Source organism: Salinimicrobium terrae DSM 17865, from assembly GCF_000424665.1.
In the GTDB taxonomy this organism is placed as follows: Bacteria; Bacteroidota; Bacteroidia; order Flavobacteriales; family Flavobacteriaceae; genus Salinimicrobium; species Salinimicrobium terrae.
Window position 1 is genome coordinate 235,158 of sequence record NZ_AUKI01000020.1, and the last position, 14,953, is coordinate 250,110.

The window sequence follows — 14,953 nt, forward strand, 5'->3', positions numbered from 1 at the left end:
AAAATGAAAACAGATGTGCTGGTAATAGGCTCGGGGGTAGCAGGCCTGACCTTTGCTATCAAAATAGCAGCAGCCCGGCCAGATGTACAGGTTACGGTGATCACTAAAGAAAAGAACGAAGTTTCCAACACCGCCCAGGCCCAGGGAGGGATCGCGGTAGTTTTGGACAAGCTTCGGGATAGCTTTGAGTTGCATATTAAAGACACTATAAAAGCCGGCCACGGACTCAACGATCCAAAGGTGGTGGAGATGGTAGTATCCCAGGCTCCTGCACGTCTTCTGGAGTTAATTGGCTGGGGCACCTCCTTTGATGCAGGTAAGAATGGAAGTCTGGAGTTAGGCCTTGAAGGAGGCCATTCCCGAAACCGCATTGTACATCACCGGGACTTAACCGGCCTGGAAATTCAGCGAAAATTGATCTCCCGTGCAAGATCCTATCCCAATATTCAGTTCTTTGATCACTATTTTGTGACAGATCTATTGCTGGATGATCAGGAAAAATCCTGTATAGGAAGTACGGTGCTGGATAAAAGGACTGCACAAAAAATAAATATTGCATCAAAAGTCACCTTTTTAGCCAGTGGTGGCAGCGGGATGGTATTTGAGAACACCACAAATCCATCGGTCGCTACCGGGGATGGCGTTGCAATTGCCTGGAGGGCAGGTGCACGTGTGAAAAACATGAATTACATGCAGTTCCACCCCACAGCTTTGTATGAAAAAGGTAAAAACCCACTCTTTCTTATTTCTGAAGCGGTTCGGGGCTATGGCGCCTACGTGGTAAACAAGCAGGGCAACAGGTTCCTTTTTAAATCTGATACCCGGGGAGAGCTCGCTACAAGAGATGTGGTTTCTGAAGCTATTGTAAAAGAACTTAAGGCTTCGGGTGAGAAAAACGTTTACCTTGACTGCAGACACCTTGACTTTAGCAATTTCAGTAAAAAATTTCCAACCATAGTTTCCTATTGCAACTCCATAGGAATAGACCCGGCTACAGATCTTATTCCTATAGTTCCTGCCGCTCATTACCAGTGCGGGGGAATAGAGGTGGATCAAAAAGCGAGGACTTCGGTGGGGCAGCTATATGCCTCGGGAGAATGTGCTTATACCGGTTTGCACGGTGCAAACCGTCTGGCTTCCAACTCTCTGCTGGAGGCCCTGGTTTTCTCACATGAAGCCTCCACGCTAGTTTTAGAGGAGCTGGACCAGATCCCCGAACCACAACTTCCTGAACAAAAGGTGTTGCTCAAATATGAAGAAGAGGCCGATGATGAGATCATAAACAGTCTTAGGCTTCGGCTTAATGAGATCATGAATTACGATCTTTTGCATTCGGCTCCAAAAAGGGCAAAAACAGAGGCGCTTGAACGGCTGCAGGAGTTGCAGGAAATGCTGGATAACTATCCGCCTTTTAACTCGGGCACTGTAGCCTTCTATGAGCTGCGGAATATGGTGCAAACCGCAATTTTGATCATGAAGGAGGTGCTGGATGAATTCTTTCCAAAAAAGGGAGTTCCGCAGGAAATTTTTTAGATAAATACTTTCAGCTGAAGCAGAATTAGTATAATTGTAAAAATTATAGCTCCCAAAAATGCCATTTGTTAAACGAAAAACTGCTTCGGCCTTTAGAAAAGCACACCGCTATCTCGGAATTTTTCTCGGAATCCAATTTCTAATGTGGACCATTAGCGGAATGTACTTCAGCTGGACAGATATTGATGAGATCCATGGAGATCACTTTAGAAAAGCTCATGTTCACCCTGCTTCTTTCTCCAACCTTGCCGGTATTTCGGAAGTAGCTCCAGCTTTGGAAGTCAACTCCCTTCAGCTAAAAGATATTGCTGGGGAACCTTATTACTGGGTCAACGAAGAATTTCTCGTTCACGCCCGCACGGGTTCTCAAAAACAGGAAATTTCGAAGGAGGAAGCTGTGGAGATAGCAGAAAAATATATGTTAGAAAGTTTAAGTGTTTCGGGAATTGAACGCATCACCAGTACCGGGAACCACCATGAGTACAGAGGAGGTAGTCTTCCCTCTTATGTGATCTCCTATGCGGGATCTGAAAATATTAAAGCTTACGTTTCTGCACAGGATGGCACCTTTAGATCTTTGAGGCACAGGGACTGGCGCTGGTTTGATTTTCTGTGGATGACACACACCATGGACTACGAAACCAGGGATGATTTCAATACATTTATCCTGCGCGCCTTTTCCTTACTGGGGTTGATCACGGTCCTTAGCGGATTCCTTCTATGGTTCATCTCCTCTCCTACTATGATGAAGCTCTTTGGAAAGAAAGGAAAACGAAGAACCAGAGGGAAAAAACGGCGGGGATAGATCTATTGAACTTTAGCCAAAATTGACATTAACTGAAGGGTTCTCGCTTAACCTTTTAAAAAAGGAGTTTGAAAAATGTCATTTTTGACAGGTTAGGCACTGTTGATCTTCAATAGGATTTTGGGAAAGGATATTCACTAAAGGGCTTAGCAGGTTCATTTCGGAAGTTATTCCTCATATTCCTTAATCTGAAAGTATTTTTTAATATGTCTTCTAACATAAAGGAATCTTGCAACTCCAATCAACATGATAAAAGGAGCGATGACCAGCAGAAAAATTCCCAGGTCATACATATCCCGAAGCACTTCTACTCTAAGAATTGCCACTCCCGAGCTTAATATCACAATAAATGTACGCAAATAAGCAAGAAATGTACGTTCATTTGCCATACGGGTGCGGTCTATAGCCAACCAGTCGCGAGTGATGAGATCTTCTTTAATTCTTATATTCTTTTTCCTGCGTTTCAAATTATCGAAAGCTTTGAATAAAGGTAAAAATTAATCTGAAGTAAAACCATAGGTGGCAATTATACCGGCGGAAGGACATGTCTGTAAATTGCCATAAAATGACAATAACTGCCTAACAGCACAAAGAAATGAAAGATTGCATGGTTATAATTCAACCTGCTAATGCTGTAGAGTACTGCACCGATAGTGTATGCGAGTCCGCCGCCCAAAAGCCACTGTAAACCTTGTGGGGAAAGGTTTTCCATTAAGGGTTTTATAGCGAAAACAATTACCCATCCCATGCCTACATAAAGAAGGGTTGATAAGATTTTAAACCTTCCGGTAAAGAAGAGCTTAAGGATAGTTCCCAGTAAGGCGATTGCCCATACCACTCCCAGGATGATCCAACCGGTACGGCCCTGCAATGTTACCAGGGCAAAAGGAGTATAGGTCCCGGCGATGAGTATAAAAATGGCAATATGATCAAATATTTTAAAGTTAAACCGTTTCCTTAGATCCTTAGTGCTGTGGTAAAGCGTGGATGCCAGGTACAGTAAGACAAGGGAGGAGCCAAAAATGAGAAAACTCAGCAACAATTTACTGCTGTCAAATTCAAGTGCTTTGAAAATTAAAAGGAAGAGACCCAGAACGCTCAGGACCAAACCTGCACCATGGGAAACTACGTTTAAGAGTTCCTCCTTAGGAGAATAAAACCTGATCTTGGGCGGTTTTTTCATGAGCTGCGATACTTGTTACAAAAGTAAACTTATAACCAATTAATTCAAACCGAAACCAGCTTATAAGAATTTTCATGGAATAGTTATTGTAACTTAAAAAGAAACATCGATGAAAAACAATTTTTATAGATGAAGTGTAAATAATATTCAATTTAACTTGCAGGATTAAAATATTCAATTAATTTAGCTCCTTCAGTTTCACCTAGTTACAACATATGGATCTGTTACTTGCCCTTGTGGCTTTTGAAATAATCGCATCGAAATTTTTAGTATCCTATATTTCTTCTTACGGACCTGCCGGGTCTTATGAAGAAAAGAACCCACTACTCCGTACTGTATTTAAAAGACTAAAGCTGCAACATGATGTTTGGCTTTCCTTCTTTTGTACTGTGTTGCTGACTGCAGTTATTATATTTATGCTCACCTCTGCGTATACAGCCACGGTCTACCAATTAGTTTTTGTCCTGGCGGGTTTTTATACTACGGTTCTAAATCTTGGTGCAGCCCACAGCGTTTACTTTCAAAAGAATAATTTTATTACCAGAAGGCTTTTGAGGTAAAAGAGTCAAGAACCAGGAGCCAAGATTTAATTAAAAATATCCCCCCTAAATAGTAATCCTAACAAAATCAGGAATGGCTATCGTGCGTGGGATTCTCTGCCCCGGGTGGTTTTTTCTCTGTTAAAAGTCCTGCTCCAATTTCCAGAATTCCCAAAACCACAAACGGCCAGGTCAATTCATCGGCAAAACCGAAAAGCCACGGAGAGGTGGCAAGCAACACTCCTCCCAAAACATCCATGCCGAGGTGCGTTTTCATCGCCAGGATCTTGAATAATCCCAATTCATAATCTGTAAGAAGACTGTAAAGGATCACTCCTGCACCCAGGATGACCAGTAAAGTAGAGGCAGCACCTTCCGGAATTGCCGGGTGCAATGGAAGAAGGATCAATAAAAGACCCATGAGATAGTCAATATAACCGTGAATTTTTGTGCTGATCATAATTTCAGTTTTAAGTTACAACCTACAATTACTTAACTTTACTTCTTAAAAACCAAAGGCTTAACACAACTTTGTACTGAATTCATGAATCTTTTCTGAAGAATTCCCCAACTAACTAAGATTTCCAAAACTTATCCTTCCAGTCCTCCTCATTGAAGACAATACTATCATGATGAGTTTGCAGCTGAAGTAGCTCTTCGGGGCCCACTTTTTTGACGATCTCCTTAAAAAGTACCCGCTCTTCATATCTTATAAAAGTACTCAACTCTTCTTCCAGCAGGTTCAACACTCTTTCATTATCGCAGTCACAGCTAAGTAATTTATTGATTCGCCGGTGGTTGGCCAGTGCTTTTTTAACCCGTACATTATTTCCTAATAGGGGAAAAATAAACTGTTCTTCCAAATCAAAATGTGGGTCGAGATAGTTTCTCTTAAACCAGTTGGTGTACTTTCTTATTCTTTCCTTATCGACACCCTGGCTAAGTCCCTTTCTTATATTTTCACACACCCTAAGGGCCTGTTGGTGTTCCAGAGACAAAGGTTCCAAAGCTTGAGAAGTTGCAGTCATATCTAAATTTTAAATCTTTTTGGAATTCCAGAAATGGTCTTCCCAATTGTCATCTGAAAAAGCTATGGCGTGATGCTTTTGCTCAATATCTTCAAATTCCTCCGGAGAAGCTATTTGCTGCACTTCATTAAACACCACTCTTTCCTCAAACCTGATATGGCTGTCCAGCTCTTCCTCTATGAGGCTAAGGGCCTTAAGAACTTCAGATTTCTGATTAAATAATCTCTTAAGCCTCCGGTGTTCTGCAAGGGCTTTTTTAATCAGCTGATTTTCATCTCCCAATACAGGAAAAACATATTCTTCTTCAGCTTCAAAATGCGGATACAAATATTGCTTTTTGAACCAGTCGGTATAACTCTTCATTCGCTCCGGGGCAACCTCCAGCTTTATTCCCTGCCGTATTTTCCAGCAAAGTAAAAGGCCGTGATGGTGTTCCCGGCTCAGAGGCTTTAGAGCTTCATGTCGTTTGATTGGTTTTTTCTTTTCCATTACTTTTCTTTCGTTCCAGATCCTTCTCTTCTGAAGGTCCATTTCTTATTTGGCCACAAACGTTGCAAACTTTAATAGATTCCCTTATTGCTTTGGAAGCAACTTTAGCAGAGATAATTTGATCCTTTTCTTGCATTAATACTTCTGACTAATTAAGACAAAAATGTCCAAATAAATTTTAATATTTTATGATGGTAATCATATAGAGTGATAATGATTAAGGACCAAGGATTTTCCCAATTAAATGCCCAATTTTTCTAAAAAAGGTTTTTTTTGAGCTTTACTGGTATGAAGAAGTCGACCATCGGCCATCTTAGCGTCAATTTCGCCATATTCGGAGTGAACCAACTCCTTTACATGATCAAGGTTGACAATTGTTGAACGGTGTATTCGAAAGAACACATTAGGATCAAGAATTTCATCCAGGGCGCAGAGGGATTCTCATAATAAATACTTATTGTTATGGGTATATATTTCGGCATAACACCCTGAAGAGGTGACGTAAAGTATATCTTGCGGTTCAAGAAGGATGGTTTTGTTTCCCTGCTTTACAGGAATCTTAAATATAGTCCCTGTAGAACGATTCGTGTAAAAACCCAGACGACTTTGAATCTTACCGTCTATATCCAGCTCTTCCCGCAGAATAGTGTTAAGTACTTTTGAGACTGTTTTATAGAAGCGCTCATCCTTAAATGGCTTTAAAAGCAAATCACAGACGTTGGCTTCAAAGGCCTTACTGGCATCGGGGTTGTGAGCGGTTAAAAGAACAATTACGGGACGGGGGGAAATTTTTATTTTTTCAAGGACATTGAAGCCATCCATGTCTTTCATTTCCAGGTCCAGAAAGATTAGATCGGGTTTAAGAGAATTAATTTCTTTAATGGCCGTTTTTCCACTAGAACATTCTCCCAAAACCTCGACTTCCGGCACCTTGTTAAGAAGGTTAATCACCCGCTTTCTCGCGAGGGCTTCATCGTCTATTATTAAAGCTTTCAAAGGTCGAAGCTTAATTCTAATTACTTATTCAAAGTTACATTTTTTAGTGCTAATAAGGGAAGAAACGGGGGAATAAAAACATATAGATTTGTGCTCTTTTCCTCCGTTATAAATATAAAAATTCCTAAAAGAAAAAAAGGCTGCTATGATAACCAAGGACTATCAAAAAATTATTCACTACCCCCCTTCGTCCCGGGTATTCCTGAGACCCTGCACCTGGAAAGGTGCAAAATGAATTTCTTTTTCGACAGTCCCTGATTGAGCCTCAACTATCAACTATTATTTGCTCGCAACTTCTATGGGTTTCCCATCAGTAACCTGAATTTTCAAATTCTGTACCTCATCCCCTTTCTCCAGGCGAATCTTAAAATATTCTTGCTGCACATTTCCGTCCCTTCCTTTGGCCACATGAATGTTACGAGTCATATTCCATCCCTTGTAATTCCTATACACCTCTTCCTGTAAGTGGGGAGGCAGAAGAACATTTTTAAGCTTATAAGAAACTGTGAGTAAATTTCCTTCTTTACAATATTTTGCTCTCATCTTTCCTTTATTACTTCTTACCTCCACCTGGTATTCCAGCGTTTTTCCATCCTCCACGAGATCAATAAAGGCTTCTATTTTGCAGTACCTGTCAAGAAATTCAACAGGATCTTTTTCAAATTCTCTTCCGTACTTCTCTCTAATTTTAAATATATATTTTTCACCATCTACCGTAACTTCAGGTAGCACAGGATCGAACCCTACACGGGCTTCTTTAAGTTCAGTAAATTGAGCATTGCCAATTTCTGCCCACATCAAGATCACAAGAGAAACAAAAAAAATTTTCATGATAATAGCTTTAGATTATTACTTTTCACTCCTTAATTTATACGTCGGTACGTTAAATTCCATGCAAATTTACGGGTGAAAACAGGCTTCTTTCAGTGCTATGATATCAATAGCCCGAAATAGATTACCGGGACCCACTTTGGGGATACAGAACCAATGTTGTTGTAGAATAATAACATAGTTTTAAGGCTCGATTAACCATTTATCAAACGGCTAGCATCTATTTTTACTTTGCCGTGGTGGCTTCCATCCTGCTAACTTCAAAAATAGATATACAGAGTTTTTACAAAGAAGTTGCTTTTGTCTGATGGTTTCATAATCAAATCCAATTTTATATGACAAAGGAAAACTTTTCTGATACAGACAAACAGGAGTCGGAGGAAAGAAAATCTCCTACTGCAAAAGTTATACATGATTCTATTTTTATAGAAGCTCTCTCGGAATTATCCCGTTCCTCTTCTGCATTGTTCTGGTCTGGCCTTGCTGCCGGGTTGTCCATGGGATTTTCTATGATTTCGGAAGGATTGTTAAGGGCTAATCTTCCTGATGTTGAGTGGCGAGTCCTGATATCAAATTTGGGCTATAGTGTAGGATTTCTTATTGTCATTCTGGGAAAGCAACAATTGTTTACAGAAAATACACTAACCCCGGTTTTGCCACTCCTTCAAAGAAGAGATCTAAAAACGTTTTGGCAAGTATTAAGGCTTTGGGGAATAGTGCTTATTGCAAATCTTATTGGAGCTGTCATTATAGCATTTGTGGCTTCGAAAAGCCAGGTATTTGACCCACACGTTCAGGAAGCTTTTAAAGAAATAGGGAAAATGGCCATGAAACCTTCTTTTGAAGTCACTTTACTTCGGGGAGTCTTTGCCGGTTGGCTCATTGCATTAATTGTGTGGCTTCTACCTTACGCGCAAACCGCACGTATATGGGTTATTATCATTATAACCTACATTATTGGTATAGGCCATTTAAGTCATTCAATCGCAGGATCAGTAGAGGTTTTTACACTGGCCTTTATGGAACAAACGTCCTGGGGGAATGCCTTAATCAACTTTACTATTCCCGCTTTAATTGGTAATATAATAGGTGGTGTAGCCATCGTTGCCGTACTAAATCATGCACAGGTAAAAGCAGATTCATAGCAAAAACAAAAAACAGCCTGCATGTGAAAGTTTATAGTTTTGCCCGTAAATAAACATGATCAGGACAAACTCTAAACTGAAGCATATCCAAAGAATACTGAAAAAATCGGAAAAAATACAGTTGAAGTAGTAAAACGCTGACTTTAAAACAAGAAAAAACACATAGTAACAAGAAATCAAACTTAAGATGCTTAAATTAGACTGAAATGAAAATTCCGGGCTCGCCAGCTAACAACGCTTTTATATGAGACATGGCTTTTTCTTGTTAAAAACATAGGAGAAAATGAAATGTTCCGGATAAGGCATTTAATTATTTTAGTTTGATTAAAAAAATGGAAAAAAGCAATAAAACAGATAATTCAGGAAAAATTTCTAAGATAGTTGTAATAGGTACATCTGCAGGAGGGCTTAGTGCATTGAAAAAATTAATTAGTCAACTGCACAAGGATTTCCCTCTGCCGGTACTGGTTGTGCGTCATATTTCTGCAGATGCTACTGGAAATGTACTTTTAGACGAGTTAAATAAGTTGAATACAATAAAATGTCAGCATGCAGAAAGCGGAGATAACCTTAAACCCGGACATCTTTACCTGGCACCATCAGACCATCACCTGATGATTGGAGAAGATCTTAAAATACTGGTGACTAAAGGAGCCCAGGAAAACAGGTATCGTCCTGCTATTGATCCCTTATTTCGATCTGCTGCCGTAGGATTTGGTACCGGGGTTATTGGAATATTGCTAACGGGTTATCTCGATGATGGAACGGCAGGAATGAAAGCCATTAAAAGATGTGGAGGAACCTGTATTGTCCAGGATCCTGAGGAAGCCGATTATCCAGCGATGCCAAAGAATGCTTTAAATAATGTAAAAGTAGATCATTGCCTGCCTATATCTAAAATGGGAACCCTGCTTTATCAGCTTATCCCACAGAAATTAAAACAAAGTAAACCTGTTCCGGATGATGTTTTAATAGAGACTAAAATTGCCGAACGTGTTTTGAGTGATTTGGCTTCAGTCAATAAAGTGGGCGATCAGGTACCATTTAATTGCCCGGGTTGTGGTGGGGTTCTATGGAAAGTGGAAAAAGATACCGATCTCCGGTATCGTTGTCATGTGGGGCACGCATATACGGCAGCCTCTCTTTTAGCTGAACAGACAAAAAAGATTGAAGAAACCATGTGGACTGCTCTAAGAATGTTCGAGGAACGTAAAAATTTGCTGACTACCATGGCAAAGGACAAAAAAGGTGTTGGTTCTAAATCGGCCGAGGAAAGAGCAAAAGTCTCCCAGGTTCATATCGATAGGATTAGGGCAATCCTGAAAACAGCTAATATTGAAAGTGAGGATGATATGCCTACCTGATGAATACGTGATATTTAACCCTCATATTTCTCTTCTTTCTCACAAACATTTGTTATAAAGCTCTTAAAGTTTTTATAACCTGTAAAAAAGGGTATTTTTATATTATCCCCATAGGATATTGTATATGAAAGAACCTAACCAAAAAACTCCAAATAAAGCACTCACCAAATCTAAAAATAAATTTCCCGTAGTAGGCGTTGGTGCTTCCGCGGGGGGATTGGCGGCATTTAAACAGTTTATAAAATCCATCCCCAAAGATTCAGGAATGGCCTATGTACTGGTGCAGCATCTGGACCCAAACCATGATAGTCAGCTGCCGGAACTATTGCAAAAAGTCAGCAATATTCCTGTTCTGGAAATTTCAGATGACATTAAGGTGGAGCCCAATAATATTTACATTATCCCCAGCAATAAAATGCTGCTTTCTAATGATGGTAAGCTGGAACTCAGCCCCAGGCCCGAAAAGAGCGAAAAATTAAAAAACCTGCCTATAGACTTGTTTTTCACCTCCCTTGCATGGGTTCACCAGTCGCATTCTATTGGAGTAGTATTAACAGGCACAGGGAGTGATGGTACTGAAGGATTAAAAGCCATTAAGGAACATGGGGGCATCACGTTTGCCCATGACCTGGAGTCGGCAGAGTATGATGGAATGCCCAAAAGCGCAGCCGATGCGGGAGTGGTGGATTTTGCCCTTCCCCCGGATAAAATTCCTGCAAAAATTCTTGAAACAATTAAAAAAATCGCCGCCAAGGATGCCGATGGCGACGATCAAAAATACAACGGGCAGGATGAGAAGGTTTTTAAACAAATCCTTTCCCTGTTGCGAACGCGTAGAGGAACCGATTTTACTTACTATAAGCAAACCACTATTCGCAGAAGAATACTCCGCAGGATGGCTCTTAATAATAAAGAAGAACCTTCAGAATATCTTGAACAATTAAAATCAAAGACCTCCGAACAAGATGTGTTGTACCAGGATCTATTGATCCCGGTAACCGCTTTTTTCCGGGACACCGAGGTTTTTGACACTTTATGTCATACTACCCTTCCAAACATTATTAAGAATAAGCAAGAAGGTGTTCCCATTCGAATTTGGGTGTCGGCATGCAGCACCGGCCAGGAAGCCTACACTATTGCTATCTGCCTCCTGGAGTTCTTTGAGAACAATCCTTCATCGGGCCCCAGGGAAAAAATACAAATATTTGGTACAGATATTAGCGAACCTGCCATTGAAAGATCTCGAACAGGGATTTATAAAAAAAATGAAGTACAGGATCTGTCTCCCAAACGTTTGAAAAAATATTTTACTAAAAGAGATGGCCATTACCAGATAAACAAGAAGGTACGCGAAATATGTGTTTTTGCCCTTCATAATTTCCTCATGGACCCGCCATTTGGGAAAATAGACCTTGTAAGTTGCCGCAATGTGCTCATATATATGGAGCCTTACCTTCAGAAAAAGGCCCTTACCACCTTTCACTATGCCCTAAACCAGAATGGGTATTTATTACTGGGAAAATCGGAGACCGTGAGTAATGTACCCGATCTTTTTGCTCCTTCAGAAAAACAGTATAAAATATACTCCCGCAAAGATAAACGCAGCAGGTTCATGCTGGTGACCAGCAAGCGAAGCGAACAAAATATTAAAGACATTAACACCGATTTCCGGGAAGAAAATACACGTACCGATTTCCAGACGATCGCAGACGATGTTATCCTGAGCAATTACTCCCCGGCCGGGGTGGTGGTGAATGAAACCATGGATATTGTTCATTTTCGGGGAAATACCAGCAAATTCCTGCAACAGTCCCCAGGAAAACCTACCCATAACTTGTTAAAAATGGCAAAATTGGGGCTGTCCTTCGAACTCCGGAATATTTTGCATCAAGCCAAAATAAACCAGCAGAAGGATCCCGAAGGAAAATCTGCTATAGTAAAAAATGACATATTAATAGAAATAGATGGGCAAACATGTAACGTTTCCATAGAAGCTGTTCCTTTGCCGAAACTTGTAGAGCCCCATTATCTCGTCCTTTTCCATGACCATGGGCTCGCAGTCTCCAATGAGGACACTTCTGGAGCACCAAAAGATAAAGAAAAAGACAGGCGCATAAAACAACTGGAACTGGAACTTTCCCAAACCCGGGAAAATATGCGCAGCATTACCGAAGACCAGGAAGCAATTAATGAAGAGCTGCAAAGTGGCAATGAAGAGTTGGAAAGTAGCAGTGAAGAACTGCAGAGTTTGAACGAGGAATTGGAGACCAGCAAAGAGGAATTGCAGAGTACTAATGAAGAACTAACCAGCTTAAACCAGGAGTTGCAGAGCCTCAACACTCAGCTCGTGAGTTCCAGGGATTATGCTGAGATCGTTGTTGATACTATTTGGGAGCCCCTGTTGATTCTGGATAAAAATCTACATGTGAAATCTGCCAATAAAGCTTTCTACAAAACATTTAAGGTTCGGGAAGAGCAAACAGAGGGAAAATTGGTGTATGATATAGGTAATAAACAGTGGGACATTTCCCAATTGAGAACCCTGTTGGGTAACATTTTGCCAGAAAAAGAAGGTTTTACCAATTTTGAGATGACACATGATTTCCAAAAAATTGGAACGAAAACCATGCTGTTAAATGCCCGGCAGATCTTTAGTCCCGATAATGAAGACAATAGGATCTTACTGGCGATTGAAGATATTACAGAAGTAAAAAAGGCCGGTGCAAAAAATGCGAGATTGTCGGCAATTGTAGAATCTTCGGAGGATGCCATTATTAGTAAAACCCTCGATGGAACCATTACGAGTTGGAACAGAGGTGCAGAAAAAATATTCGGATATAACCTTAAAGAAACTATTGGAAAACACATATCGATTATTATTCCCAAAGAGTACCAGGACGAGGAGGATACAATTACCGAAACAGTTAAAAAGGGAGGTAAAATAAATGAATTTGAATTGGTAAGAATTACCAAAAAAGGAAAAAAAATCCCCATATCCCTTACAGGTTCCCTGGTAAAAGATGCGGAAGGCAAAATAATTGGGGTCTCCGAAATAAGTCGTGATATTACCGACCGTAAAGAGGCAGCGGAAAAAATTGAACAAAGTGAGCGCCAGTACCATGAAATGATCTATTCTTCCCCTTCATTAATTGCTACTTTTACAGGAGAAGACCATAAAATTGGTATAGCCAACGATGCAATTTTAAAATCCTGGGGGAAAGGCAGAGATATAATCGGCAAGCCGCTATTTTCGGTATTGCCCGAAATAAAGGCACAAGGCTTTGATGTAATTCTAAAAGATGTTTATAAGAAAGGAGAACCTTTCAGTGCCATTGAAAGACCTGTGAAATTGCTTAAAAATGGAAAAATAAAGACCATATATTACAATTTCATTTATTATCCTCAGAGAAATGCCAACGGGGAAATCTTTGGAGTAGTAGTCATAGCCACCGAAGTGACCCCACAGGCCGAATTCCATATTAAATTAAAGGAGAGTGAATCTCATTTTAGGAAAATGGCCGATTTAATGCCGGGGAAAATCCTTAACACAGATGAAGAAGGAAACGCCTACTATTTCAACAGGCATTGGCTTAATGACACCGGTCAAAGCCAGGAAGAACTTGAAGGCCGTGGTTGGCAGAATTGTATCCATCCAAATGATCTTGAAAATTTCATAAGCACCTGGAAGGAATCTTTGAGCACCGGGAAAGAGTTTGAAATGGAGTTTCGGTGTGCAAACAAAAACGGAGGATATAACTGGCATTTAGGCCGGGCCGTACCTCTTAAAAATAACTTCGGGAAAATTCAATTCTGGATCAATTCGGCAATAGAAATTCAAAAATTAAAAGATGAGGAAAAACGTAAAGAAGATTTCCTCAAAATGGTAAGCCATGAGCTTAAAACCCCGGTTACTTCTATAAAAGGATATGTGCAATTGTTGTTAAGCATACTTAAAAAAGATAAAAATATAGTTTTGGAATCTTTACCCCTTAAACCTTCTTTGGAACGCATAGATACCCAAATAGGACGTTTATCAAGACTGATTTCTGAAATGCTAGATCTCTCCCGTCTTGAGGACAACAAGCTTGTATTCCAAAATAAAGTGTTCAGCATAAATGAATTGGTAGATGAAACCATTCAGGATATCAATCATTCCAGTACCGGCCAAAAGATTACAATCAAACATAAATTTGAGTGCACGGTCAATGCCGATAAGGATAGAATTGGTCAGGTATTAATAAACCTAATCACCAATTCCATAAAATATTCTTCTAATGAACACCCGGTTGAAGTAAAAATTGAAAAAGGAGAAAACAATTATGTCAAAGTAAGCGTGAAAGACAAGGGTATAGGCATAGCCGAAAATGATTTACAAAAGATATTTGACCGTTTTTACCGGGTAAGGGAAAATGAAGATATGTATGCCGGTTTTGGAATTGGTTTGTTCCTTTCTAATGAGATCATACAACGGCACGGGGGGAAAATATCAGTGAAAAGTAAAATAGGAGAAGGTTCTGTTTTTTCTTTTTCGTTGCCTTATGTAGTTTGAATAGTTAGCTGTGTTAGAAATATTTAATAACATAACCTGAACAGAAAAATGGAAAAGAATAACAAAAAAGTTTTAGTAGTAGATGATGACAAGGGGATTGGTGAAATGCTCCAAATGCTGCTTGAAATGAACGGTTATGAGGTATTTGTCTCCGAAAAGCCCGAAGAGACTGAAGAAAATATAATTGCTCATAATATTGATTTAGTACTTTTGGACATGCTCATTTCGGGTGTTAACGGTACAGATGTTTGTGCCCGGTTAAGAAGAGATGAAACCACCAAACATGTAAATATATTAATGATGTCCGCCCTTCACGATGCAGGAAAAAAATGCAAGGCAGCGGGTGCCAATGATTTTATTGCTAAACCCTTTGAAATGGAAGAGCTACTGGAAAAAATAGAATCGTCCCGTTAAAGACCAGGTTAAGTATCACAGGATATCCCCCTTAACACTCCGAAAAAACCGGCGCCAACATCAGGAGTTCCTTGCTC

General features: G+C 40.0%; 15 protein-coding genes. 7 read left to right on the forward strand and 8 right to left on the reverse strand.

Annotated elements, in window-relative coordinates:
- Positions 1–3 precede the first annotated feature (3 nt).
- The gene (nadB, locus tag H148_RS17655; RefSeq protein ID WP_051286362.1) at positions 4–1,533 is read left to right on the forward strand and encodes an L-aspartate oxidase; all 1,530 of its coding nucleotides are present in this window, start codon (positions 4–6) and stop codon (positions 1,531–1,533) included.
- A 58-nt stretch (positions 1,534–1,591) separates the two neighbouring features.
- Positions 1,592–2,338, forward strand: a complete 747-nt coding sequence (locus tag H148_RS0110225) for a PepSY domain-containing protein (protein WP_029034720.1) — start codon at positions 1,592–1,594, stop codon at positions 2,336–2,338.
- A 167-nt stretch (positions 2,339–2,505) separates the two neighbouring features.
- Here H148_RS0110225 and H148_RS0110230 read toward each other — a convergent pair whose 3' ends face one another.
- A complete protein-coding gene (locus tag H148_RS0110230; RefSeq protein WP_245583415.1) occupies positions 2,506–2,805 on the reverse strand; it encodes a DUF202 domain-containing protein in 300 nt (99 codons plus the stop codon).
- A gap of 59 nt (positions 2,806–2,864) precedes the next feature.
- Entirely contained in the window at positions 2,865–3,521 is a 657-nt protein-coding gene (gene trhA / locus H148_RS0110235) for a PAQR family membrane homeostasis protein TrhA (RefSeq protein WP_029034722.1), read from the reverse strand.
- Between the two features lie 215 nt (positions 3,522–3,736).
- Here trhA and H148_RS0110240 point away from each other — a divergent pair, with 215 nt between their 5' ends.
- Positions 3,737–4,081: a hypothetical protein gene (locus H148_RS0110240; protein WP_029034723.1), complete on the forward strand. Its 345-nt coding sequence runs from the start codon at positions 3,737–3,739 to the stop codon at positions 4,079–4,081.
- Between the two features lie 67 nt (positions 4,082–4,148).
- Here the strand turns inward: H148_RS0110240 and H148_RS17660 are convergent, their stop codons facing one another.
- From H148_RS17660 to H148_RS0110265, 6 genes are all read right to left on the reverse strand, one after another.
- Positions 4,149–4,520: an SPW repeat domain-containing protein gene (locus H148_RS17660; protein ID WP_051286364.1), complete on the reverse strand. Its 372-nt coding sequence runs from the start codon at positions 4,518–4,520 to the stop codon at positions 4,149–4,151.
- A 115-nt stretch (positions 4,521–4,635) separates the two neighbouring features.
- On the reverse strand, positions 4,636–5,088 hold the full coding sequence (locus tag H148_RS0110250; RefSeq protein ID WP_029034724.1) for a hemerythrin domain-containing protein: 453 nt from the start codon (positions 5,086–5,088) through the stop codon (positions 4,636–4,638).
- A 9-nt stretch (positions 5,089–5,097) separates the two neighbouring features.
- Entirely contained in the window at positions 5,098–5,619 is a 522-nt protein-coding gene (locus H148_RS0110255) for a hemerythrin domain-containing protein (RefSeq protein WP_245583416.1), read from the reverse strand.
- Between the two features lie 198 nt (positions 5,620–5,817).
- Entirely contained in the window at positions 5,818–6,003 is a 186-nt protein-coding gene (locus tag H148_RS18875; protein WP_281169119.1) for a LytTR family DNA-binding domain-containing protein, read from the reverse strand.
- A 15-nt stretch (positions 6,004–6,018) separates the two neighbouring features.
- The gene (locus tag H148_RS17665; RefSeq protein WP_245583418.1) at positions 6,019–6,573 is read right to left on the reverse strand and encodes a LytR/AlgR family response regulator transcription factor; all 555 of its coding nucleotides are present in this window, start codon (positions 6,571–6,573) and stop codon (positions 6,019–6,021) included.
- Positions 6,574–6,852: 279 nt separating this feature from the next.
- Complete coding sequence (locus tag H148_RS0110265) at positions 6,853–7,404, reverse strand: hypothetical protein (protein WP_037325013.1); 552 nt, start codon at positions 7,402–7,404, stop codon at positions 6,853–6,855.
- Positions 7,405–7,739: 335 nt separating this feature from the next.
- Between H148_RS0110265 and H148_RS0110270 the strand changes: the two genes are divergently transcribed.
- The 4 genes from H148_RS0110270 to H148_RS0110285 all read left to right on the forward strand — a co-directional run bounded on the left by H148_RS0110270 (position 7,740) and on the right by H148_RS0110285 (position 14,876).
- Positions 7,740–8,549 (forward strand): formate/nitrite transporter family protein, encoded by an 810-nt coding sequence (locus H148_RS0110270; protein ID WP_029034727.1) that lies wholly within the window; start codon positions 7,740–7,742, stop codon positions 8,547–8,549.
- A 332-nt stretch (positions 8,550–8,881) separates the two neighbouring features.
- Positions 8,882–9,913, forward strand: coding sequence for a chemotaxis protein CheB (locus H148_RS0110275; RefSeq protein ID WP_051286366.1), 1,032 nt, complete (start codon positions 8,882–8,884; stop codon positions 9,911–9,913).
- A gap of 124 nt (positions 9,914–10,037) precedes the next feature.
- A complete protein-coding gene (locus H148_RS17670) occupies positions 10,038–14,462 on the forward strand; it encodes a chemotaxis protein CheB (RefSeq protein WP_037325015.1) in 4,425 nt (1,474 codons plus the stop codon).
- A gap of 48 nt (positions 14,463–14,510) precedes the next feature.
- Positions 14,511–14,876 carry a response regulator gene (locus H148_RS0110285; RefSeq protein WP_037325017.1) on the forward strand — a complete coding sequence of 122 codons (366 nt, stop codon included), beginning with the start codon at positions 14,511–14,513 and terminating at the stop codon, positions 14,874–14,876.
- The last annotated feature ends 77 nt before the right edge of the window (positions 14,877–14,953 follow it).

Coding starts and splice junctions, on each gene's coding strand:
- H148_RS17660 (WP_051286364.1), bottom strand. CDS start 4,520: ATGATCAGCACAAAAATTCACGGTTATATTGACTATCTCATGGGTCTT.
- H148_RS17670 (WP_037325015.1), top strand. CDS start 10,038: ATGAAAGAACCTAACCAAAAAACTCCAAATAAAGCACTCACCAAATCT.
- H148_RS0110250 (WP_029034724.1), bottom strand. CDS start 5,088: ATGACTGCAACTTCTCAAGCTTTGGAACCTTTGTCTCTGGAACACCAA.
- H148_RS0110225 (WP_029034720.1), top strand. CDS start 1,592: ATGCCATTTGTTAAACGAAAAACTGCTTCGGCCTTTAGAAAAGCACAC.
- H148_RS0110270 (WP_029034727.1), top strand. CDS start 7,740: ATGACAAAGGAAAACTTTTCTGATACAGACAAACAGGAGTCGGAGGAA.
- H148_RS0110285 (WP_037325017.1), top strand. CDS start 14,511: ATGGAAAAGAATAACAAAAAAGTTTTAGTAGTAGATGATGACAAGGGG.
- H148_RS0110275 (WP_051286366.1), top strand. CDS start 8,882: ATGGAAAAAAGCAATAAAACAGATAATTCAGGAAAAATTTCTAAGATA.
- H148_RS0110265 (WP_037325013.1), bottom strand. CDS start 7,404: ATGAAAATTTTTTTTGTTTCTCTTGTGATCTTGATGTGGGCAGAAATT.
- nadB (WP_051286362.1), top strand. CDS start 4: ATGAAAACAGATGTGCTGGTAATAGGCTCGGGGGTAGCAGGCCTGACC.
- H148_RS0110240 (WP_029034723.1), top strand. CDS start 3,737: ATGGATCTGTTACTTGCCCTTGTGGCTTTTGAAATAATCGCATCGAAA.
- H148_RS0110255 (WP_245583416.1), bottom strand. CDS start 5,619: ATGGACCTTCAGAAGAGAAGGATCTGGAACGAAAGAAAAGTAATGGAA.
- trhA (WP_029034722.1), bottom strand. CDS start 3,521: ATGAAAAAACCGCCCAAGATCAGGTTTTATTCTCCTAAGGAGGAACTC.